Here is a 20,524-nt window from a genome sequence, read left to right as displayed (position 1 = left end):
CTGTGCCGGGCCTCCTTGGCGAGCTCGAGTTGGCTGGGCGAGCGGTGCCGGAGGTGATCCAACCCTGGGTATTCTCGCCGCCATGCGGTGGAACCTCCTGGTCGTGCTCGTGGTGGGTGCTGTGGTGGGGTGTTCCGCCCCTGGTGATGAGCCGGTGACGTCGTTGGCCGAGTTCGGGGTGCGGCCGGTGGCCCTGGTCACCGGGGAGGCGTTGGGGGAGGTGTTCCCCGAGACCGCTGGGCAGGTCTTGTGCCAGGCCGTGCGGTGGGGGGACGTCGTGGGGCCGGTTGACGCGGCGGTCACGGCTGCTGGGGCGTGTGTACTGCGCGGCGGAGACCGGGTAGTCACCGTTCGGCTCGGGGGGCCTGGACTGGACCTGGGCACGACGTCGGTGAACGTGACAGTGGAGCCCGAGGACGCCGCGGTCAGGGATCGGGCGTTGGAGGCGTTGCGGTCGGTGCTCACCAGGCCGTCCAAGGGCGACGGTGGCAAGTTGGTCGACCTGCCCAAGGGTGCCCGCACCGAGCGGCTCTGTGGGCTCCTAGCGGCCAGCAAGAGGGACGACAAGTGCATCGCGGGGCGCAACGAGGTGGCACTAGAGGCCAGTCTGTACAGCGTCTCCAGCTACACAGACCACGTAGGCGGCCGTCCCGCGCTTGTCACCGGTTCCGCGATTTTCGTGCGACTCCACCCAGACATCCCGGTTGACCTAAGAGTCTCCGGGGATGGCGCGCGTGAACTGGCCGAGCAAGCGGTGCCGAAACTAAAAGAGGCCGCGTCCTGATGGACGCGGCCTCTGAGCGACAACTCAGCGGCGGAACAGAAGTGCCCGCTTGACCTCTTGGATCGCCTTGGTCACCTGGATGCCGCGCGGGCAGGCGTCCGTGCAGTTGAACGTCGTCCGGCAGCGCCACACGCCTTCGGCGTCGTTGAGGATGTCCAGGCGTTCCTGGGCGCCCTCGTCGCGGGAGTCGAAGATGAAGCGGTGGGCGTTGACGATCGCCGCGGGGCCGAAGTAGCTGCCTTCGTTCCAGAACACCGGGCACGACGTGGTGCAGCAGGCGCACAGGATGCACTTGGTGGTGTCGTCGAAGCGCTCGCGGTCGGCCGCGGACTGGACGCGCTCGCGGGTGGGCTCGTTGCCGTAGGTGATGAGGAACGGCTTGACCGCGCGGAACGCCTCCATGAAGGGCTCCATGTCGACCAGCAGGTCCTTGTGCACCGGCAGGCCCTTGATCGGCGCCACGGTGATCGTGGTGTGCTTGCCGCCGCCCGCCATCAGGTCCTTGACCAGCACCTTGCACGCCAACCGGTTCACGCCGTTGACCTGCATGGCGTCGGAGCCGCAGATGCCGTGCGCGCAGGACCGGCGGAAGGTCAGCGTCCCGTCGAGGTACCACTTGATGTAGTGCAGCAGGTTCAGCACCCGGTCGGTGGGCAGCGCGGGCACCCCGAAGGACTCCCAGCGCGGCTCGGAGTCGACCTCCGGGTTGAACCGCATGATCTTCACGGTGACGGTGACCGCGCCGTCGGGCACCGGTGGCTGGTCCCCGCGCGCCCCGGACGGTCGATCCACAGTAGCCGCAGTCATCAGTACTTCCGCTCCATGGGCTTGTACCGGGTGAAGGTCACCGGCTTGTAGTCCAGCCGGATCTCGCTCTTGAGACCGTCGCCCTGCTTGTAGAACATGCTGTGCCGCATGTAGTTCGTGTCGTCGCGGTTGGGGTAGTCCTCGCGGGCGTGGCCGCCGCGGGACTCCTTGCGCTCCAGGGCGCCGACGACCAGGATCTCGGCCAGCTCCAGCAGGAAACCGAGCTCGACGGCCTCCAGCAGGTCGGTGTTGAACCGCTTGCCCTTGTCCTGCACCGAGATGTGGGCGTAGCGGTCCTTGAGCGCCTGCACGTCGTGCAGCGCCTGCTTGAGCGTCTCCTCGGTCCGGTACACCGAGGCGTTGGCGTCCATCGTGGCCTGCAGCGCGGTGCGGATGTCGGCGACGCGCTCGCGGCCGTGGTCCGACAGCAGCAGCGACACCTGCTCCTGCACCGCGGTCGCCGGGTCCTCCGGCAGGTCGATCAGGTCGTGGTTGGCCGCGTAGTTCGCCGCGGACAGCCCGGCCCGGCGGCCGAACACGTTGATGTCGAGCAGCGAGTTGGTGCCCAGCCGGTTCGCGCCGTGCACCGACACGCAGGCGCACTCACCGGCCGCGTAGAGGCCGGGGACGACGTTGTCGTTGTCCCGCAGCACCTCGCCGTGGATGTTGGTGGGGATGCCGCCCATCGCGTAGTGCGCGGTCGGGTACACCGGCACCGGTTCCTTCACCGGGTCCACCGCGAGGTAGGTCCTGGCGAACTCGGTGATGTCGGGCAGCTTGGTCTCCAGGACCTCCGCGCCCAGGTGCGTGCAGTCGAGCAGCACGTAGTCCTTGTTGGGGCCCGCGCCGCGGCCCTCCAGCACCTCCAGGGCCATCGAGCGGGCGACGATGTCGCGCGGCGCGAGGTCCTTGATGGTGGGGGCGTAGCGCTCCATGAACCGCTCACCGGAGGCGTTGCGCAGGATCGCGCCCTCGCCGCGGGCCCCCTCGGTGAGCAGGATGCCCAGCCCGGCCAGGCCGGTCGGGTGGAACTGGTAGAACTCCATGTCCTCCAGCGGCAGGCCCTTGCGGAAGATGATGCCCATGCCGTCACCGGTGAGGGTGTGCGCGTTGGACGTCGTCTTGAAGACCTTGCCGAAGCCGCCGGTGGCGAACACGACGGCCTTGGCCTGGAACACGTGGATCTCGCCGGTGGCCAGCTCGTAGGCGACCGCGCCGGTGCAGACCGGACCGGAGTCGGTCTCGGTGAGGCAGATGTCGAGCACGTAGAACTCGTTGAAGAACTCGATGCCGTGCTTGACGCAGTTCTGGTACAGGGTCTGCAGGATCATGTGGCCGGTGCGGTCGGCCGCGTAGCAGGCCCGGCGCACGGCGGCCTCGCCGTGGTTGCGGGTGTGGCCGCCGAAGCGGCGCTGGTCGATGCGGCCCTCCGGCGTCCGGTTGAACGGCAGGCCCATCTTCTCCAGGTCGAGGACGGCGTCGATGGCCTCCTTCGCCATGACCTCGGCGGCGTCCTGGTCGACCAGGTAGTCACCGCCCTTGATCGTGTCGAAGGTGTGCCACTCCCAGTTGTCCTCTTCGACGTTGGCCAGCGCGGCGCACATGCCGCCCTGGGCGGCACCGGTGTGCGACCGGGTCGGGTACAGCTTGGTCAGCACCGCGGTGCGCGGCGCGTGCCCGGCCTCGGTGGCCGCGGCCAGGGCCGCGCGCATGCCAGCGCCACCCGCCCCGACGATCACCACGTCGTACTTGTGGAACTGCATGGGTCAACCGCTTCTTCCGACTCGGGTGTGGTGGGTGCGCGCGCCGCGCTCAGTGCGTGGTCGGGATCGTCGCGTCGAAGGTGAAGATCACGTAGGTGCCGAGGAACAGGATCAGCACCATCGACACGTACAGCATGATCTTGAGCCAGAACCGGGTGCTGTCCTTGCGCGCGTAGTCGTTGATCACCGTGCGCAACCCGTTGCCGCCGTGGATCTCGGCCAGCCACAGCATCAGCAGGTCCCACACCTGCCAGAACGGGCTCGACCAGCGGCCTGCCACGAAGGCGAAGTTGATCCGGTGCACGCCGCCGTCGAGGATGTTCATGATCAGCAGGTGGCCGAGCACCAGCACGATCAGCGCGAGGCCGGAGACCCGCATGAAGACCCAGCTGACCATCTCGAAGTTGCCGCGGCGGGCGGCGGGGCGGCGCGGTGCGCGCGGCTTGTCCAGGGCGAGCGCCATGATCAGTTGCCCCCGAACATCTCGCGCACGGTGCGCTCCATCATGAAGTAGGCACCGGGGACCATCACCACGACCCAGATGCCCAGGATCGTCCACAGCATCGGCTTCTGCAGCCGCGGCCCGCGCGACCAGAAGTCCACCAGCAGCACCCGCAGGCCGTTGAGCGCGTGGTAGAGCACCGCGCCGACCAGGCCGACCTCGAGCAGGTTGACCACCGGGGTCTTGTAGGTCTCGATGATCTCGTCGTAGGCGTTCGGCGAGACCCGCACCAGCGCGGTGTCCAGCACGTGCGCGAAGAGGAAGAAGAAGGTGAGCACCCCGGTGATCCGGTGCGCCACCCAGGACCACATGCCCGGGTCGCCGCGGTAGAGGGTCCCGGTCCGCCGGGTCCCGCGCGGCGCCACCTGCTCGGTGGCGATGGCCGAGTCGGACATCGGAAGCAGGCCTCCTGCGTTTCTGGTTGACTCGCTGGTGGTGTGCCGCGGCGTGCGGGGACTCCACACGAAACGGGTCTTGACTCAACGGATGCTAGACCTGACAAGCGGAGCGCACCCAACCCGCCGATCCCCTCTGTGACGGACGAGACACGCGCCGGACCCCCGTCCCCCGCTGGTGGGGCCACTGTCCCCGGTCACCCCGGCGCTGCCGGTGACGCAGGGTCGCGATCATGACCCGGTGGGGGTGGCGCTGGTTCTGGATCGATTCCGCGCTTTTTCGCCGCTCGACCCCTGGCACCCCTACCGGCGACCCCTATGTGTCCACACTGGACAGGAGGTCGGGGTCCGCCGGACCTGCGGTGCGGCGCTGACCACCCGGTCGGGTCGCCGGGTGGCGACGCCGGGTGGCGGCAACCAACAATTGGGTCACGCCCCGGGTCGCGCCGGGGAAAGTCCCGTACCGGGGAGTACGGTCCTGCGGAACGACAGCGTCTGGCGAGGACGCCTGGAGATCCGGAAGGAGAAAGCCTTGCGTCGAGTGCGAGGACTTCGTCTCGCGGCAGGTCTGGTGGCGCTGGGGCTCGCCCTGGCGGCCTGTGGCTCCAAGAACGACAGTGGCTCGGGCGGCACGAGCGGCACCACCGGTGCCAGCCAGGCCGCGTCCAACCTCAAGATCGGGTTGGCCTACGACATCGGTGGCCGTGGCGACCAGTCCTTCAACGACTCGGCCGCGCGCGGCCTCGACAAGGCCAAGTCCGAGTTCGGCTTCGACATCAAGGAGCTCGAAGCCGCGGCAGGCGAGACCGACGCGCAGAAGGAGGACCGGCTCCGCCAGCTCGCCGAGGGCGGCTACAACACCGTGATCGCCGTCGGCTTCGCCTACGCGACCGCGCTGGAGAAGACCGCCAAGGACTACCCGGACGTCAAGTTCGCCATCATCGACAGCGCCGACCCCAAGGCCGACAACGTCGCGAACCTGACCTTCGCCGAGCAGGAGGGCTCGTTCCTCGTCGGTGCGGTCGCCGCGCTCAAGAGCAAGACCGGCAACGTCGGGTTCATCGGCGGCGTGAACGTGCCGCTGATCCAGAAGTTCGAGGTCGGCTTCACCGCGGGCGTGAAGGCCGTCAAGGCCGACGCCACGGTGCAGGTCAAATACCTGACCCAGCCACCGGACTTCACCGGCTTCAACGACCCGGCCAAGGGCGAGACCGCGGCCAAGGGCATGTACGACGCGGGCGCCGACATCGTCTACGCCGCCGCGGGCGGCTCCGGCAACGGCGTGTTCAAGACGGCCAAGGCCAACGGCAAGTTCGGCATCGGCGTCGACTCCGACCAGTACAACCTGCCCGCGCTCGCCGACGTCAAGGACGTGATCATCACTTCGATGATCAAGGAGGTCGACGTCGCGGTGTACGACTTCATCAAGTCGGTGAAGGACGCGAAGTTCGCCAAGGGCGAGAAGGTCTACGACCTCAAGGCCGGTGGCATCGACTACGCCACCAGCGGCGGCATGATCGACGACGTCAAGACCAAGGTCGACGAGTACAAGGCCAAGATCGTCTCGGGTGAGATCAAGGTTCCCGCGACCAAGTAGCGGGTACCCGCTCTGCGCCCAACGGGCCCGGGTCCCGCCTCGTGCGGCCCCGGGCCCGTCGGGCATTCCCCGCGAGTCCCCCCAGCCAGCGACGAAGGATTCGGCAGTGTCAACGGAGCCACCAGCGGGCGGTGCGCCCGCCCCAGCCGTCCAGTTGTCCGCGATCACCAAGCGCTTCCCCGGCGTCGTCGCCAACTCCGACGTCAACATCAGCGTCCGGGTCGGCACCGTGCACGCGCTGGTGGGGGAGAACGGCGCGGGCAAGTCCACCCTGATGAAGATCCTCTACGGCATGCAGCAGCCGGACGAGGGCACCATCGCCATCGACGGCGTCCCGGTGACCTTCTCCTCGCCAGCTGACGCCATCCGCGCCGGGGTCGGCATGGTCCACCAGCACTTCATGCTGGCCGACAACCTCACGGTGCTCGAGAACGTGGTCCTGGGCAGCGAGCCGCGCAAGGGCGTCGGGCTCGACTTCGCCGCCGCGCGCGCCAAGATCAGCGAGATCTCCGCCGCCTACGGCCTCGGCGTCGACCCCGACCGGCTGGTCGACGACCTCGGCGTCGGCGAGCGGCAGCGCGTCGAGATCCTCAAGGTCCTTTACCGCGGCGCACGCACCCTCATCCTCGACGAGCCCACGGCGGTCCTGGTGCCGCAGGAGGTCGACGAGCTCTTCGGCAACCTGCGCGACCTCAAGGCCGAGGGCCTGACCATCCTGTTCATCTCGCACAAGCTGGACGAGGTGCTGTCGGTCGCCGATGACATCACCGTCATCCGGCGGGGTACGACGGTGGCGAGCGTGTCGCCGGAGGACGTCACGGCGCGCAAGCTGGCCGAGCTGATGGTCGGTAGCGCCCTGCCGGTCCCGGAGCTGCGCGAATCGACCGTCACGGACGAGGCTGTCCTGTCGGTAGACGGCCTCACCGTGGTCAGCGCCGATGGCCGCACCGTGCTCGACGACGTCTCCTTCACCATCCACGCCGGTGAGGTCCTCGGCATCGCGGGCGTGGAGGGCAACGGGCAAGCGGAGCTGGTCGAGGCCCTCATGGGGATCAGGCAGTGCAGTTCCGGCACGATCACGTTGTCCGGTAGGGACATCACCCGCGAGACGACCAGGCACCGCCGGGAGTCCGGCGTCGGCTACATCCCGGAAGACCGGCACCGCCAGGGGCTGCTGCTGGAGGCGACCCTCTGGGAGAACCGCATCCTGGGCCACCAGACGAGCAAACCCAACGTGCGCGGGCCGCTGCTGGACCGCCGCGGCGCCAAGGCCGACACCGAGCGGATCGTCGACGAGTACGACGTGCGCACCCCCGGCATCGACGTGCACGCCTCCGCGCTCTCCGGCGGCAACCAGCAGAAGCTCATCGTCGGCCGCGAGATGAGCGGCTCCCCGGTGCTGCTGATCGCCTCCCACCCCACCCGCGGCGTCGACGTCGGCGCCCAAGCCGCCATCTGGGAGCACATCCGCCGGGCCCGCGCCGAGCGGCTCGCGGTCCTGCTCATCTCCGCCGACCTCGACGAGCTGATCGGCATGTCCGACACCCTGTCGGTGATCCTGCGCGGCAGGCTCGTCGCCGACCACGACCCGGCGGCGGTGACCCCGGAGCAGCTCGGCTCCGCGATGACCGGCGCGGGGAGGGAAGACTGATGCGCAACCTCACCCCCCGCTCCCTGCTGCTCGGCCTGGCCGCCCCCCTCGGCGCCCTGGTCTTCGCCGCCCTGGTCTGCGGTGTCATCCTCGCCGCGACCGGGCACCCGCCGATGGACACCGTGGACGCCATGGCCACCGCGGCCCAGCGGCCGAGGACCCTGGTCAACTCGCTCAACAGCGCCACCGTCTACTACCTGGCCGCCGTCGCCGTGGCCATCGGGTTCCGGATGAAGCTGTTCAACATCGGCGTCGACGGGCAGTACCGGCTGGCCGCGATGCTCTCGGCCGCGCTGGCGGGCGCGGCGTTCATGGAGAACCTGCCCTCGTTCCTGCGGATCGCGCTGACCATCGGGGTCGCCATGCTGGTCGGGGCGGGCTGGGCCGGGCTCGCGGCGCTGCTCAAGGTCACCCGCGGCGTGTCCGAGGTGATCTCGACGATCATGCTCAACGCGATCGCCACCTACCTGGTCTCCTACCTGCTCAACCCCGCCAGGCTCGCGGAGGCGACGCCGGGCAGCAACAACATCGGCACGGCGAAGATCACCGAGGGTGGTCAGGTCGGCGGGTTCGAGGTGTCCGGCTCGTCGACGAAGGTGTTCGGGCTGGTCATCCTGGCCGCGATCGTCGGACTCCTCTACTGGTTCGTGCTGTCCCGCACGAAGTTCGGGTTCGAGCTGAAGGCGACCGGGCTGTCGGAGTCGGCGGCCGTCGCCAGCGGGGTCAGCGTGCGGAAGATGGTCATCATCTCGATGCTGCTCTCCGGTGCCGTCGCGGGACTGGTGGGCATGCCGCAGTTGCTGGGCTCCTCCTACACCTACGCGTTGGACTTCCCACCGGGACTGGGTTTCGTCGGTATCGCCGTCGCGCTGCTGGGGCGCAACCACCCGATCGGCATGGTGGTTGCAGCGCTCCTGTGGGGCTTCTTGGACAACGCGGCGAACGCCTTGGACATCTCGGGTGTGCCGCGCGAGATCGTCCTCATCATGCAGGGCGTGATCGTGCTGTCGGTTGTCGTCGCCTACGAACTGGTCCGCCGCTACCGCGTGCGCGCTGAGCAGCACAAGGTCGGTGAGGCCCTGGGCCGCACCAAGACCCTTGAGGAGGTGTCCGCATGACCGCCGGACTCTCGGTGGGGCAGGAGACAGCTCCACCTCGGCGCAGCGCACGACTGTCGCCAATGGTGTATCTCGTTGTGGCTGTGGCGGCCCTGGTCGTGCTGTCGGCCGTCCGCGCTCTTAGCGGCGCGACAGACCTAACGTCTTCGGGCACCGTGCAGGCTGCGCTGACAGCAGCGGTGCCGCTCGCCATGGCGGCTCTCGCCGGTCTATGGGCCGAACGAGCCGGTGTGGTCAACATCGGGCTCGAAGGGATGATGGTTCTAGGCACTTTCGGCGCCGGGTACGCGGGCTACCAGTGGGGGCCTTGGGCAGGCGTGGTGTTCGGGCTGTTCCTGGGCATCGTCGGTGGTCTGTTGCACGCGGTGGCCACCGTGAGCTTCGGCGTCGACCACATCATCTCCGGTGTCGCCATCAACCTGCTGGCGCCGGGGACGGCGCTGTTCCTGTCGAAGTTGTACTTCGCGGACGCGCCCGGTGGTGGTCAGAAGCAGTCGCCGCGGATCGAGGATGCGGCGAAGGTGACGTTGCCCGGGTTCTCGGACCTGATGGGGACCATCGAGAACAAGCGGTGGTTCTTCGTGTCGGACCTCGCGGGCGTCTTGCGCGGTCTTACGACTCAGGTGTCGCTGCTGACGCTGCTCGCCGTGGTGCTGATCGTGGCTACCGGGTGGGTTCTGTGGCGGACGCCGTTCGGGCTGCGGTTGCGGTCGTGCGGTGAGGCGCCTTCGGCGGCGGAGTCGTTGGGTGTGAACGTCTACAAGTACAAGTACCTCGCGGTCACGGCGTCCGGTGCGTTCGCCGGACTCGGTGGGGCGTTCTTGGCGGTCAGCTCCGGGCAGTTCCGCGACGGGCAGACCGGTGGGCGCGGGTTCATCGGCTTGGCCGCCATGATCTTCGGCAACTGGCGGCCGGGTGGGCTCGCCACCGGCGCCGGGCTGTTCGGGTACACCGACGCTATGGCGCTGCGGGGCTCTAACGCTGTGCACGCCCTCTTGCTGCTGTTGGGGATCGCGCTGGTCGTTGTGGCGGTCATCCAGTACCGGTCGGGGCACAACGTCCTTTCCGGTGTGGCTGCCGCGATCGGGGTTCTATTCGGCTGGTGGTACTTCGCGAGCGATGAGGTGCCGCCAGAGTTGGTTGGCGCGGCGCCTTATGTGGTGACGTTGCTTGTGCTCGGGTTGGCCTCGCAACGCTTGCGGCCGCCCAAGTTCGTCGGTGAGCCCTATAGGCGGGGGCAGGCGGTATGACGGTCGACTGGGACGCACTGCGCGCCGCCGCGGTGTCAGCGGCTGCGCTGGCCTACTGCCAGTACTCGGGCTTGCAGGTCGGTGCGGCCGCCGTGGTGGACGACGGCAGGATCATCACCGGGTGCAACGTCGAGAACGCCTCTTACGGCTTGGCGTTGTGCGCGGAATGCACCCTGGCTGGCCAGCTGCGGCTGACCGGCGGCGGCCGCCTTGTCGCGCTCGCCTGCCGCAGCGGCACAGGTGACCTGCTGATGCCCTGCGGCCGATGCCGTCAAGTCATCTACGAACTCGGCGGACCCGACTGCCTCGTCGACACCCCGGACGGCCCGCGACCCATGACCGACGTCCTCCCGCACGCCTTCGGCCCGCACGACCTGCCCGCGAAAGAGGCCTGATGTTCACCGCCATCGACGTCATCCGCGCCAAGCGGGACGGCAACCGGCTCACCGACGACCAGATCGACTGGGTGGTCGACGCCTACACCCGGGGCGTGGTCGCCGACGAGCAGATGTCGGCGCTGGCGATGGCGGTGTTCCTCAACGGCATGGACGCCGAGGAGACCGCGCGCTGGACCGCGGCGATGGTCTCCTCCGGTGAGGTGCTGTCGCTGGCGGTCGACCGGCCGACCGTGGACAAGCACTCCACCGGCGGCGTCGGCGACAAGATCACGCTGCCGCTGGCGCCGCTGGTGGCCGCGTGCGGTGCCGCCGTGCCCCAGCTCTCCGGCCGGGGCCTCGGGCACACCGGCGGGACCCTCGACAAGCTCGAAGCGGTGCCCGGGTGGCGCGCGCAGCTCTCGGTCGACGAGATCCAGCGGCAACTCGCCGACGTCGGCGCCGTCGTGTGCGCCGCGACGACCGGCCTGGCCCCGGCCGACCGCAAGCTCTACGCCCTGCGCGACGTCACCGCCACCGTCGAGTCGATCCCGCTGATCGCCAGTTCGATCATGAGCAAGAAGCTGGCCGAGGGCGCCTCCGCACTGGTCCTGGACGTCAAGTTCGGCTCCGGCGCCTTCATGAAGACCCCCGCCGACGCCCGCCGCCTGGCCACCGCGCTCGTCGACATCGGCACGGCCCACGGGGTCCGCACCTCGGCCCTGCTGACCGACATGTCCATCCCGCTCGGCCGCGCCGTGGGCAACGCCGTCGAGGTGGCCGAGTCGGTCGAGGTCCTCCAGGGCGGCGGCCCGGCGGACGTCGTCGAGCTGACCCTGGCGCTGGCGCGGGAGATGCTTGCGCTGGCCGGTCTGTCCGATGTGGACCCCGCTGCGGTACTGGCTTCCGGTCAGGCCTACGACGTGTGGTGCCGCATGATCGCGGCCCAAGGCGGCGACCCCTCGGCCCCACTGCCCACACCCGCCCACACCCACACTATCACCGCCCCCGCCGACGGCACCGTGACCACCCTCGACGCCTACGCCGTGGGAGTGGCCGCATGGCGCCTGGGTGCGGGCCGCGCCCGCAAGGAAGACCCCGTCCAACCCGCCGCGGGCATCCTCTGCCACGCCAAACCCGGCGATGTGGTTCGAGCGGGCGACCCCATCCTCGAACTCCACACCGACACCGAAGACGCCATTCCCGCCGCCCTGACGTCCCTGGACGGTGCTTTCACGATCGGTTCGACCGCGCCCACCCGCGGCCCGCTGGTGGTTGAGGTCATCCGTCCCTGAACCGCCGCCATTTCGGCTAGGCGCGGTTCGCGGGGTGGTGTTTTGCGGCCTGCTCGGCCGCTTCCGTTGGTGGGTGAGGTCATTCGGGTGTGATTTGTCCGTGCCACTTGGTGAGGGCGTCGCGGGTCTGTTCGGTGGCCACGTGGTCCGGTCCGAGGGTTCGGACTTTGTCCGCGAGCACGGCTTCCAGTTCGCGGACCCCGGCCGCGACCTCGCCCGCTTCCGCGCGGAACTGGGCGATGTTGTGCCGTGTGTTCAGCGTGTTCGGGTGGTCCCGTTCGAGAACGCGGATTTGGGTGGCCAGTACGTCCTCCAGTTCGGCGATCGCCGTCGTGGGGTCGCCTGCGACCGCGCGCCAGTAGGCGACGTTGTGGCGGAGGTTGAGGCTGCTGGTGTGGTTCGGGCCGACCTGGGCGAGCAGGTCGGCGAAGTAGTCCTGCGCGGCAGCGGGATGTCCTTCCGCGCCCAAGCTGTTGCCTGCCTTGAAGAACACCGGGTGCACCCGCCAGCGCCAGAGTGACGACTTCGCCGTCTCGGCCAGAATGGCCGCGTTCGCGCGGAACCGCGCCGCGTCGTCTTCGGGCCACGCCGCCGCGAGGGCGTCCGCGGCGACGCGGGCGTGCCTGCCTTTCGCCTGTTCGCGGATGGCCCGCTGGGTGACGGGGTGCACGCGGACGGTCGTCGCGTCGAAGGTGATCAGGGAGAGCCTGCTCAAGCAGCTCAGCGCGTCCCAGGCATCCGTTTCGTCCTTTGTGGACAGGTACTGCAGGACGGGCGGCGAGGTCAGTGCTGAAACGGGGATGCCGCGGGGGTCGAGCGTCGAGGCGATGTGCAGCAGCGGCCCCGCCATGCCCACCGGTTCGAGCGAGTCGGCCAGGGTGATCGACAGCTGCCAGGTCCGCGCCGGGATCAGGTCCCGCAGGGGTTTGCCGCGCCAGCGGGTCAGGTATTGCGCGCAGGTGAGGTTCCGGTCGGCCATGTAGGTGCCCGCGTGGCCGACCGCCAGGGGGAGGTGGCCGAGTTCGGCGGCCAACTCCTCGGCGCCGGGCATCAGCCGCGGGTCCAGGTGGGCGGCCAGGCACGCGCGGGATTCCTCGGGGGTGAACAGGTCCACCGCGACGCGGCGGCGCCCGTGGCCGACCAGTTCGGCGTCCTGGCGGCGGGTGGTCACCACCACCCGCCCGCGCGACGGCGGCCACAGCCCGTCGAGGTCCCGCGGATCCCGCACCCCGTCGAGCACGACCAACCACGGCACCGCCGTCTTCCCGAGCCAGTCCAACACCCAGCGAACCGCGCGGTCGCCGTCGAGGTCGGGCCCGTTCAGCCGATGGGCCAAGTCGGCATAGGCGGCAACAACGTCCTCCCGCGTTGCCGCCGAGACCCACGCCAACAGCTCGACCTCACCCGCCGCCCACAGGTCCTCGACGAACCCCGCCGCCATCTGGGTCTTGCCGTGGCCCGCGCCCCCGCTAAGCACCAGGCACCCGCCGCCCGGCAGTTCCCGCCGCTGGTAGCCCCCGGCCAACGGCGGCACCGGCCCGAACCGGCACGGCAGGACGTCCGGCACCTCGGTGTTGTGCAGGTGGACGCCCCCGTGGATGTGCTCGGCCTGCACGGCATTGCCCACCGCGCCCACCATCCGGTTCGTGGCGTCCACCCCAAGATCGTACGGCTTACGCCTCGCTCTGGCGGAGGTGTTCGCGCCAGTGCGCGACGGTGTCCTGGCTGAGCTTCGTGTGCGGGTGCTCGTGGCCCAGCAACCGAACCCGGTCCACGCGCACCGACTCGAGCACGTCGAGCCCGGCGCGGACCTGCCCGGCTGCCGCGGTCCAGTGTCCGATCTCGTGCCGGGTGCTCAGTGAGTGCGGGTGGTCAGCGCCCAGCACCCTGGTCTGCTGGGCGAGCAGCGCGGCGAACTCGGCGAGCGCCGCCCCGGTGTCGCCCGCGACCGCGCGCCAGAAGGCGAGTTCGTGCCGGGTCTTGAGCGTGTGCGGGTGGTCGGCGCCGAGAGCTCGGGTCTGGCTGTCCAGCAGGGCTTCGAGCGTGGCGATCCCACCGGCGACGTCGCCCGTCTTGGCCTGGCAGTAAGCGATGTTGTACCGGGTGTTGAGCGTGTGCCGGTGGTCGGGGCCCAGGACCCGGATCTGGTCTTCGAGCAGCGCGCACCGGTCGGTGAGCGAGGCCGGGAGGTCGGTGTCGGCGAGCCAGTAGGCGATCTCGTGCCGGATGGTCAGCGAGTCGGGGTGATCCGCGTCGATGTGGCCCGCCGCCTGGTCCCGCAGGTCCCTGAAGTGCGCCAGCGCCGGGGCGAAGTGCCCGGCCCGGCCCAGGCTGCTGCCCGCCTTGATGAGCACCCGGTAGGCGCCGTCCCGCCACAGCAGCGGACCCGCGGCCTCGGCTAGCGCGGCCGCGTTCGCGCGCAACGAGGACGCCAGCGCGGTGTCGACCTCGATCGCCTGCCAGGCCGCCGCGATGGCCTCGGCCGCGACCAGGGTGTGGGTGGCGAGCCGCCCCGGACCGGTGCTCTCCCGGGCGGCTCGCTGGACCAGCGCGTGCACCCGGATGCTCGTCGACTCGAACGAGACCAGAGACAGCCTTCGCAGACAGCTCAGCGCGTCCCAGGCGTCATCGGTGCCGACCTGCGACCCCGTTCCGCGGGACAGGTACTCCAGCACCGGGTGCGAGGTGAGCACCGAAGTCGGGATGCCGTTGGGGTCGAGCAAGGCGGCGATGTGCAGCAGCGGGCCCGCCAACCCGGCGGGTTCCAGCTCGTCGGCCGCCGTGATCGACAGCCGCCAAGTCGTGGCCACGGTGCGGTACCCGTTGTCGGGGAACAGCGCCCGCAGCGGCTTGGGGCTGTCGCGCCACCGGTCGAGGTAGCGCTCGCAGGTGAGGTGCCGGTCGGCGGCGTAGGCACCGGCCTGCCCGACCGCCAGCGGCAGGTGGCCGAGTTCGGCGGCCAGTTCGCCCGCACCCGCCATCAGTTCCGGTCGGAGGTACCCGGCCAGGCAGGCGCGGGATTCCTCCGGGGTGAACAGGTCGACCGCCACCGTGCGCCGCCCGTGGCCCAGCAGCGCCGAGTCCTGGCGCCGGGTCGTGACCAGCACGCGACCCGTTGGCGGTGGCCACAGGCCGTCGAGGTCCTCGGGGTGCCAGAGGTCGTCGAGCACGACCAGCCACGGCGTCGCCGCCTCGCCGAGCCAGCCGAGAACCCACGGCACCGCGCGGTCCGCGGGCAGGTCGGTCCCGTGCAGCCGCCTGGCCAGGTCCACGTACCCGGAGACCAGGTCGTCGCGGCTCGCGGCGGTGATCCATGCCAGGAGACCGATCTCGCCAGCCGCCCACAGGCGTTCGGCGAACCCGGTGGCCACCTGGGTCTTGCCGTGACCGCCGTTCCCGGTCAGCACAACGCATTCGCCCGCCGCCGGGAGCGGCAGGTCCCGGTCCTGGAACCCGCCCGCTAGCGGCGGCATTGGCCCGAACCGGCACGGCAGCCCTCCGGTGTCGTTCGCGGTGCCCATACCCGCGGGATCGTACGGGCTACCGGGACTTCGCGGTGATCAACGCGGCGAGGCCGTCGAGGTAGCGGTCGAGGGACCAGGCGAACTCGACGTCCGGGTGGTCGTCTTGGGCCATGACCTCGGTGTCGAGCATCGAGAACAGGTGCGGGAACTCCAGCGGTGGCAGCAGGTGGCGCAGGGCCCTGGCGTAGTTGGGCATCAGGTCGCCCGCGTCGCCGAGGTCGTGGGCGAGGGTGGCGTCGTTGCGGGCCAGGCCGCTGAGCATGAGCAGGGAGCTCATCTTCTCGGCGGGGGTCAGCGGGGTCGGGTCCAGGGCGGCAAGCCCGGCTTCCAGCCAGCGCAGTTGGTTGGGGGTCACCGGCGGGCCGCTGATCGGGATGCGGACCGTCCACGGGTGGGCGCGGTAGCCGCGGACGCAGCCCCAGGCCAACTCGGTCAGCGCGCTGCGCCAGTCCCCGCCGGGGGTCACCTCCGCCGCGTCGCCGAAGACGGCGTCGGACATCAGGGTCAGCAGTTCGTCCTTGGCGGAGACGTAGCGGTAGAGCGACATCGCGCTGGTGCCCAGTTCGGCGGCGACCCGGCTCATCGACAGCCCGTCGAGGCCGTCGGCGTCGGCGACGGCCACCGCGGCGGTGACGATCCGGTCCAGGCTCAACGCGCGCTTGGGTCCGCGCGCGGGCCGTCGCACGCCCCAGGCCGCCTCGATGCTGGCCGGGAGTCCGGTTTCGCTCATGTCCTCGTTCCCTGGATCGGCTTGACGTCCCACCCTACAGCTGCGTATAACGTAAACAGAAGTGCGTACGACATAAACAACTGGGAGTGGGACATGGGTCAGGGACGTGCCGGGCGCAGGGAGTGGATCGGCCTCGCCGTCCTCGTCCTGCCGTGTTTGTTGATCTCCATGGACGTCAGCGTGCTGTTCTTCGCGCTGCCGTTCATCAGCGCCGACCTGCAGCCCAGCGGCACCGAGCAGTTATGGATCATGGACGTTTATGGGTTCGCGCTCGCCGGGCTGCTGATCAGCATGGGCGCGCTCGGCGACCGCATCGGGCGGCGCAAGCTGCTGCTGATCGGCGCCGCCGCGTTCGGTGTCGCCTCGGTGGTGGCCGCCTACTCGTGGTCGGCCGAGGTGCTGATCCTCACCCGCGGCCTGCTCGGCATCGCGGGCGCGACCCTGATGCCGTCCACCCTGTCGCTGATCCGCGCGATGTTCCACGACGGCGCTCAGCGCAAGACCGCCATCGCGGTGTGGACCGGGGGCCTCACCCTGGGCGCCACCATCGGCCCGATCGTCGGCGGGTTCCTGCTGGAGCACTTCTGGTGGGGCTCGGCGTTCCTGATCAACGTGCCCGCCATGGTGCTGCTGCTCGTGCTCGGCCCGGTCCTGCTGCCGGAGTACCGCAACCCCGCCGCGGGCCGCTTCGACCTGCGCGGCGCGCTGCTGTCGCTGGTCGCCGTGCTCGCGGTGATCTACGGCATCAAGCAACTGGCCGTCGACGGGTTCGAACCGCTCCCGGTCGCCGCGCTCGTCGTCGGGCTGCTGCTGGCCGCGGTGTTCGTGCACGCGCAGCGCACCGGAGCCCACCCGTTGGTCGACATGGCGCTGTTCCGGGTCCCCGCGTTCAGCGGCGCGGTGGTGGTCAACGTCGTCGCGATGTTCTGCTTTATCGGATCGACCTACTTCACCACGCAGTACATGCAGCTGGTCCTGGGCATGCGCCCGTTCACCGCGGCGCTCTGGTCGCTGGCCGCGATGCCGCTGGTCGTCGTCGGGATGACCGTCACCGGGGTGCTGTCGAGCAAGGTCCGCGTCGCCGTGCTGGTGGCAAGTGGCCTGGTCGTCCTCGCGACCGCATTCGCGGTGCTCACCCAACTCACCCCGACCTCGCCGCTGTGGCTCCTCCTGCTCGGCGCGGGCGGCGTCGCCGCTGGAGTGCTGATGACCACCTCGCTGACGTCCGACCTGATGCTCACCGCCGCCCCCGCCGAACACGCGGGCGCCGCCTCCGCGGTGTCGGAGACCGCCAGCGAACTCGGTGGCGCACTGGGCATGGCGATCCTCGGCACCATCGGCACCGCCATCTACCGGGCAGACCTCCCCGCGGGCCCCGCAACCCTCGGCGAGGCAACAGCCACCGGCGACCCGACCCTGATCACGGCGGCCCGCGAGGCCTTCACCCACGGATTGACCGTGACGGCAACGGTTACGGCCGCGGTGGCCGTGCTGCTCGCCTTCATCGCCTACCGCACCCTGCGGCACATCCCGATCGCCGCGAAGGAACCGGTCGCCGCGTAGGGAACAGGTGGCCGCGTAGGGAACGGGTGGCTGCGTGGGAAACGGGTGGCTGCGTAGGGAACCGGGCGCCACTTGCGGAGGCGGGTGGATCGCCTCGGGGGCTTCTCACCTACGGATTGGCGTGGCGCGACGATGCCGCTGCTGTGGCCAGCCCTTTGCCTTCGATGCTCGCCGCGTCTAGTAGGCGAACCCCGTCGCCGCGAAGGAACCGGTGGCCGCCTAAGAAGCAGATAGGGCCGCCCATGAGGGCGGCCCTATCTGCTTGCTCTAGGCGCGGTTAGCGACCCCACCCCATCGGTGCCGCGGCGTCGCGGCAGGCCCGCCACTCGCAGCGGACCTGTCAATCGCGGCGGGCTCGCCGCGATCGGTGGCTTTGTCGCTGTCGCGGCGTTCCTTGCCCTCAACACATTCCAGCGCTTCCCGGTCGTCACGAAGGAACCGGTAGCCGCGCGAGATACCGATGGGGTCGCCCGCGAGAGGGCGACCCCATCAACGGCTCTTAGGCGCCTGCGGCGATGTCGCTGTCGTCGGCGTTGTCGTCGCGCTTGTCGGCGGGGACCACACCCTTGCCGTTGGAGCGGCGGCGGGTGCCCTGGCGGGGGAGGGTGGTCGGCGGGGGCGGGGTGGGCTGGCCGCCGCCGAGCATGAGTTCGGCGAAGGTGGCCATGGCCTCGTCCAGGTGGCCGCCGATGCGGCGGACCGACTCGTCGTTGCCGCGCTTGACCAGCGACTCCACCGAGTCCGCGTCGGGGCGGTGCGACAGCGTGCCCTCGACCTTGCTCAGGCCGCGCTCGATGGCGCCGCCCAGCTCACCCAGGCGCTCGGTGAAGCCGTCCTCGACCGTGTCCAGCCGGGTCGCCATCTCGTCGAGGCGGGCGGTGACCTTCTCCAGCCGCTGCGCCAGCGACTCCAGGCGGTCGCTCGCGTCGACGGTCTCCTTGGTCTCGCGCAGCGCGTCCTGCAGCGCGCCGGTGGCCTCGTCGAGGCGACCGTGCACCGCGTCGCGCGACTCGCCGACGGCGCCGCGCAGGTCCGCGATGGCCGCGGCAGCCGCGTCGTGCTTGCCGTGCAAGGAATCCGAGGTCTCGGTGAACCGGCCGTGCAGCGCGTTCGTCGACTCGTCGACCGCGCCGCGCACCGAGGTGCCGGACTCGGTGACCGCCACCCGGATCGCGTCCGACTGCTCGCCGACCGCCCTGGCCAGCGCGTCCTTGGTGCCGTCGAGGTGCTCGTGCACGCCCTCGTCGACCTCGTCGATGCGCCCGCGCAGCGCGGTCTCCAGGATCTCGATCCGCTCCCGCACCGGGCCGTGCACCGAGCCGGGCAGCTGCTCGAGCCGGTTGTCCTGCTTGTCCAGGTGCCCGTCGAGCTCGTCGATGCGCCGGTGGATGCTGGCCAGCTTGTCCTCGAGGCCGTCCATCCGGCCCGCCACGCCCTCGAACCGGCCCGCCACCCCGTCGAGCCTGCCGTCGAGCTGCGCGAACGGGGTCGCCAGCTTGTCCACGATGCTCTCCACCGCGCGCCCGATGGCCGCGATCGCCGCGTCCTGCGCGTCGAGCTTGGTCATCGCCTCGTCCAGCCGCTCGGCCAGCACGCCGACCTCGGTGCGGTCGGGCATCTCCGAGAGCCGCTTGCGCACCGAGCCGATCGACTCCAGCGGGGCCAGCCTGGCGTGGATCTCGTCGAGCGCGTCGAAGATCTGCTGCTGTTCGCTCTCTCGGATCTCGGCCGCGCGGGTGAGCATGTTGCGCATCCGGTCGAACGACACCGTGGGATTGTTTTCGTTCACGGAGGTGACCTTCGTCCTGGGGAGGGGAGAGGGGACGGGGCTGGGAGATGGGCCAGCGCTCGGAGTTGGGGCGGACGCAGGGGAGCCTAGCCAGTCCCAGAACGCGTCCATACACCACCCGTGGCTCGTACGTCGGTCTCGACACGTCGGATTAGCCCGATCGGTCGACGGCCATCCAGCGGTACGCGGACAGCTGGACCCACCTTACGTGACCACCCGGCTACCCGATCGGGTGGAGGGTCGGGCCTGGGTACCGTGATCGCCATGGCCGCCTCCCAGCCGGTGCCGCTGACCGCCGACACCCTCCGCCAAGCCCCGAAAGTCCTGCTCCACGACCACCTCGACGGGGGTCTGCGCCCCGCTACGGTGATCGAACTGGCCGCCGCGTCCGGCTACGACGCGCTGCCCGCGACCGACCCGGTCGTCCTGGGCCAGTGGTTCCGCGACGCCGCCGACTCCGGGTCGCTGGTGCGGTACCTGGAGACCTTCGCGCACACCTGCGGTGTCATGCAGCACGAAGATGCACTCGTTCGGGTGGCAGCCGAATGCGCAGAGGACCTTGCTGCGGATGGAGTCGTGTACGCCGAGGTGCGGTATGCGCCGGAGCTGTTCACCGAACGCGGGCTCGACCTCGACACGATCGTGAACGCCGTTCAAGCGGGCTTCCGCGAGGGCGAGCGGCGCGCCGCCGAGGCGGGCCGGGTGATCCGGATCGGGACCCTGCTGTGCGCGATGCGGCAGAACGCGCGGTCGCTGGAGATCGCCGACCTCGCCGTGCGGCACCGCGACGCCGGGGTGGTCGGGTTCGACATCGCCGGGCCGGAGGCGGGCTTCCCGCCCACCCGCAACCTCGACGCGTTCGAGTTCCTGCGCCAGCAGAACGCGCACTTCACCATCCACGCCGGTGAGGCGTTCGGGCTGCCGTCCATCTGGGAGGCGATCCAGCACTGCGGCGCCGAGCGGCTCGGGCACGGCGTGCGGATCGTCGACGACATCGAGGTGACCCCGGACGGCGTCGTGCTCGGCCCGCTGGCCGCCTACGTGCGCGACCGGCGCATCCCGCTGGAGATGTGCCCGACGTCGAACCTGCAGACCGGCGCGGCGACCTCGATCGCGGAACACCCGATCGGGCTGCTCACCGAGCTGCGCTTCCGGGTCACGATCAACACCGACAACCGGCTGATGAGCGGCTGCACGGTCAGCAGCGAGATGGCCGCCCTCGTCGAGGCCTTCGGCTACGGCTGGGCCGACCTGCGCTGGTTCACCATCAACGCGATGAAGTCGGCGTTCATCGACTTCGAGCAGCGGTTGGACATCATCGACAACACCATCAAGCCCGGGTACGCGAAGCTGCTCGGCACCGACTGACCGTCGGGTGTGGA

The 20,524-nt window shown here is 70.1% G+C and carries 17 protein-coding genes; 9 read left to right on the top strand and 8 right to left on the bottom strand.

Going from position 1 to position 20,524, the window contains the following annotated elements; all coding sequences use genetic code 11:
- Positions 1-82 precede the first annotated feature (82 nt).
- Entirely contained in the window at positions 83-784 is a 702-nt protein-coding gene (locus JOD54_RS02090; protein WP_204448928.1) for a hypothetical protein, read from the top strand.
- A gap of 24 nt (positions 785-808) precedes the next feature.
- Here the strand turns inward: JOD54_RS02090 and JOD54_RS02085 are convergent, their stop codons facing one another.
- From JOD54_RS02085 to sdhC, 4 genes are read right to left on the bottom strand one after another with little or no spacing between them, the layout of a single operon-like run.
- Entirely contained in the window at positions 809-1,591 is a 783-nt protein-coding gene (locus JOD54_RS02085; protein WP_204448927.1) for a succinate dehydrogenase iron-sulfur subunit, read from the bottom strand.
- On the bottom strand, positions 1,591-3,354 hold the full coding sequence (gene sdhA, locus JOD54_RS02080) for a succinate dehydrogenase flavoprotein subunit (RefSeq protein ID WP_204448926.1): 1,764 nt from the start codon (positions 3,352-3,354) through the stop codon (positions 1,591-1,593). Before sdhA ends, JOD54_RS02085 begins: the two co-directional genes overlap by 1 nt.
- Positions 3,355-3,403: 49 nt before the next feature.
- Positions 3,404-3,817: a succinate dehydrogenase hydrophobic membrane anchor subunit gene (locus tag JOD54_RS02075; protein ID WP_204448925.1), complete on the bottom strand. Its 414-nt coding sequence runs from the start codon at positions 3,815-3,817 to the stop codon at positions 3,404-3,406.
- A gap of 2 nt (positions 3,818-3,819) precedes the next feature.
- Positions 3,820-4,251, bottom strand: a complete 432-nt coding sequence (gene sdhC, locus JOD54_RS02070) for a succinate dehydrogenase, cytochrome b556 subunit (RefSeq protein ID WP_204448924.1) — start codon at positions 4,249-4,251, stop codon at positions 3,820-3,822.
- A 532-nt stretch (positions 4,252-4,783) separates the two neighbouring features.
- Here sdhC and JOD54_RS02065 point away from each other — a divergent pair.
- The 6 genes from JOD54_RS02065 to JOD54_RS02040 all read left to right on the top strand — a co-directional run bounded on the left by JOD54_RS02065 (position 4,784) and on the right by JOD54_RS02040 (position 11,536).
- The gene (locus JOD54_RS02065; RefSeq protein ID WP_204448923.1) at positions 4,784-5,848 is read left to right on the top strand and encodes a BMP family lipoprotein; all 1,065 of its coding nucleotides are present in this window, start codon (positions 4,784-4,786) and stop codon (positions 5,846-5,848) included.
- A 106-nt stretch (positions 5,849-5,954) separates the two neighbouring features.
- Positions 5,955-7,499 (top strand): ABC transporter ATP-binding protein, encoded by a 1,545-nt coding sequence (locus JOD54_RS02060; RefSeq protein ID WP_204448922.1) that lies wholly within the window; start codon positions 5,955-5,957, stop codon positions 7,497-7,499.
- On the top strand, positions 7,499-8,617 hold the full coding sequence (locus tag JOD54_RS02055; RefSeq protein WP_204448921.1) for an ABC transporter permease: 1,119 nt from the start codon (positions 7,499-7,501) through the stop codon (positions 8,615-8,617). The genes JOD54_RS02060 and JOD54_RS02055 overlap by 1 nt, the downstream gene beginning before the upstream one ends.
- A 77-nt stretch (positions 8,618-8,694) precedes the next feature.
- Positions 8,695-9,867, top strand: coding sequence for an ABC transporter permease (locus JOD54_RS02050; protein ID WP_307859792.1), 1,173 nt, complete (start codon positions 8,695-8,697; stop codon positions 9,865-9,867).
- Complete coding sequence (locus JOD54_RS02045) at positions 9,864-10,262, top strand: cytidine deaminase (protein ID WP_204448919.1); 399 nt, start codon at positions 9,864-9,866, stop codon at positions 10,260-10,262. Before JOD54_RS02050 ends, JOD54_RS02045 begins: the two co-directional genes overlap by 4 nt.
- Entirely contained in the window at positions 10,262-11,536 is a 1,275-nt protein-coding gene (locus JOD54_RS02040) for a thymidine phosphorylase (RefSeq protein ID WP_204448918.1), read from the top strand. The genes JOD54_RS02045 and JOD54_RS02040 overlap by 1 nt, the downstream gene beginning before the upstream one ends.
- Positions 11,537-11,615: 79 nt before the next feature.
- Here JOD54_RS02040 and JOD54_RS02035 read toward each other — a convergent pair whose 3' ends face one another.
- From JOD54_RS02035 to JOD54_RS02025, 3 genes are read right to left on the bottom strand one after another with little or no spacing between them, the layout of a single operon-like run.
- The gene (locus tag JOD54_RS02035) at positions 11,616-13,193 is read right to left on the bottom strand and encodes a tetratricopeptide repeat protein (RefSeq protein WP_204448917.1); all 1,578 of its coding nucleotides are present in this window, start codon (positions 13,191-13,193) and stop codon (positions 11,616-11,618) included.
- A gap of 16 nt (positions 13,194-13,209) precedes the next feature.
- Positions 13,210-15,057: a DUF7779 domain-containing protein gene (locus JOD54_RS02030; RefSeq protein ID WP_204448916.1), complete on the bottom strand. Its 1,848-nt coding sequence runs from the start codon at positions 15,055-15,057 to the stop codon at positions 13,210-13,212.
- A gap of 19 nt (positions 15,058-15,076) precedes the next feature.
- Positions 15,077-15,790 (bottom strand): TetR/AcrR family transcriptional regulator, encoded by a 714-nt coding sequence (locus tag JOD54_RS02025; protein ID WP_204448915.1) that lies wholly within the window; start codon positions 15,788-15,790, stop codon positions 15,077-15,079.
- A 93-nt stretch (positions 15,791-15,883) separates the two neighbouring features.
- On the opposite strand from JOD54_RS02025, the gene JOD54_RS02020 reads away from it, so the two are divergent.
- Positions 15,884-17,353: an MFS transporter gene (locus tag JOD54_RS02020; protein ID WP_204448914.1), complete on the top strand. Its 1,470-nt coding sequence runs from the start codon at positions 15,884-15,886 to the stop codon at positions 17,351-17,353.
- 499 nt (positions 17,354-17,852) lie between these two features.
- Here the strand turns inward: JOD54_RS02020 and JOD54_RS02015 are convergent, their stop codons facing one another.
- Positions 17,853-19,106 (bottom strand): hypothetical protein, encoded by a 1,254-nt coding sequence (locus JOD54_RS02015; protein WP_204456016.1) that lies wholly within the window; start codon positions 19,104-19,106, stop codon positions 17,853-17,855.
- A 300-nt stretch (positions 19,107-19,406) separates the two neighbouring features.
- Between JOD54_RS02015 and JOD54_RS02010 the strand changes: the two genes are divergently transcribed.
- Positions 19,407-20,510: an adenosine deaminase gene (locus JOD54_RS02010; RefSeq protein WP_204448913.1), complete on the top strand. Its 1,104-nt coding sequence runs from the start codon at positions 19,407-19,409 to the stop codon at positions 20,508-20,510.
- Positions 20,511-20,524 lie beyond the last annotated feature (14 nt).

It is taken from the genome of Actinokineospora baliensis (genome assembly GCF_016907695.1).
Lineage (GTDB): Bacteria > Actinomycetota > Actinomycetes > Mycobacteriales > Pseudonocardiaceae > Actinokineospora > Actinokineospora baliensis.
Note: the sequence above shows the minus strand (reverse complement) of the source record. Positions and strands in the feature narration are given on the sequence as shown.

Excerpts from the sequence above, each read along its gene's own strand:
- JOD54_RS02090 (WP_204448928.1), top strand. The coding sequence starts at position 83 with ATGCGGTGGAACCTCCTGGTCGTGCTCGTGGTGGGTGCTGTGGTGGGG.
- JOD54_RS02085 (WP_204448927.1), bottom strand. The coding sequence starts at position 1,591 with ATGACTGCGGCTACTGTGGATCGACCGTCCGGGGCGCGCGGGGACCAG.
- sdhA (WP_204448926.1), bottom strand. The coding sequence starts at position 3,354 with ATGCAGTTCCACAAGTACGACGTGGTGATCGTCGGGGCGGGTGGCGCT.
- JOD54_RS02075 (WP_204448925.1), bottom strand. The coding sequence starts at position 3,817 with ATGGCGCTCGCCCTGGACAAGCCGCGCGCACCGCGCCGCCCCGCCGCC.
- sdhC (WP_204448924.1), bottom strand. The coding sequence starts at position 4,251 with ATGTCCGACTCGGCCATCGCCACCGAGCAGGTGGCGCCGCGCGGGACC.
- JOD54_RS02055 (WP_204448921.1), top strand. The coding sequence starts at position 7,499 with ATGCGCAACCTCACCCCCCGCTCCCTGCTGCTCGGCCTGGCCGCCCCC.
- JOD54_RS02045 (WP_204448919.1), top strand. The coding sequence starts at position 9,864 with ATGACGGTCGACTGGGACGCACTGCGCGCCGCCGCGGTGTCAGCGGCT.
- JOD54_RS02040 (WP_204448918.1), top strand. The coding sequence starts at position 10,262 with ATGTTCACCGCCATCGACGTCATCCGCGCCAAGCGGGACGGCAACCGG.
- JOD54_RS02030 (WP_204448916.1), bottom strand. The coding sequence starts at position 15,057 with ATGGGCACCGCGAACGACACCGGAGGGCTGCCGTGCCGGTTCGGGCCA.
- JOD54_RS02025 (WP_204448915.1), bottom strand. The coding sequence starts at position 15,790 with ATGAGCGAAACCGGACTCCCGGCCAGCATCGAGGCGGCCTGGGGCGTG.
- JOD54_RS02020 (WP_204448914.1), top strand. The coding sequence starts at position 15,884 with ATGGGTCAGGGACGTGCCGGGCGCAGGGAGTGGATCGGCCTCGCCGTC.
- JOD54_RS02015 (WP_204456016.1), bottom strand. The coding sequence starts at position 19,106 with ATGCGCAACATGCTCACCCGCGCGGCCGAGATCCGAGAGAGCGAACAG.
- JOD54_RS02010 (WP_204448913.1), top strand. The coding sequence starts at position 19,407 with ATGGCCGCCTCCCAGCCGGTGCCGCTGACCGCCGACACCCTCCGCCAA.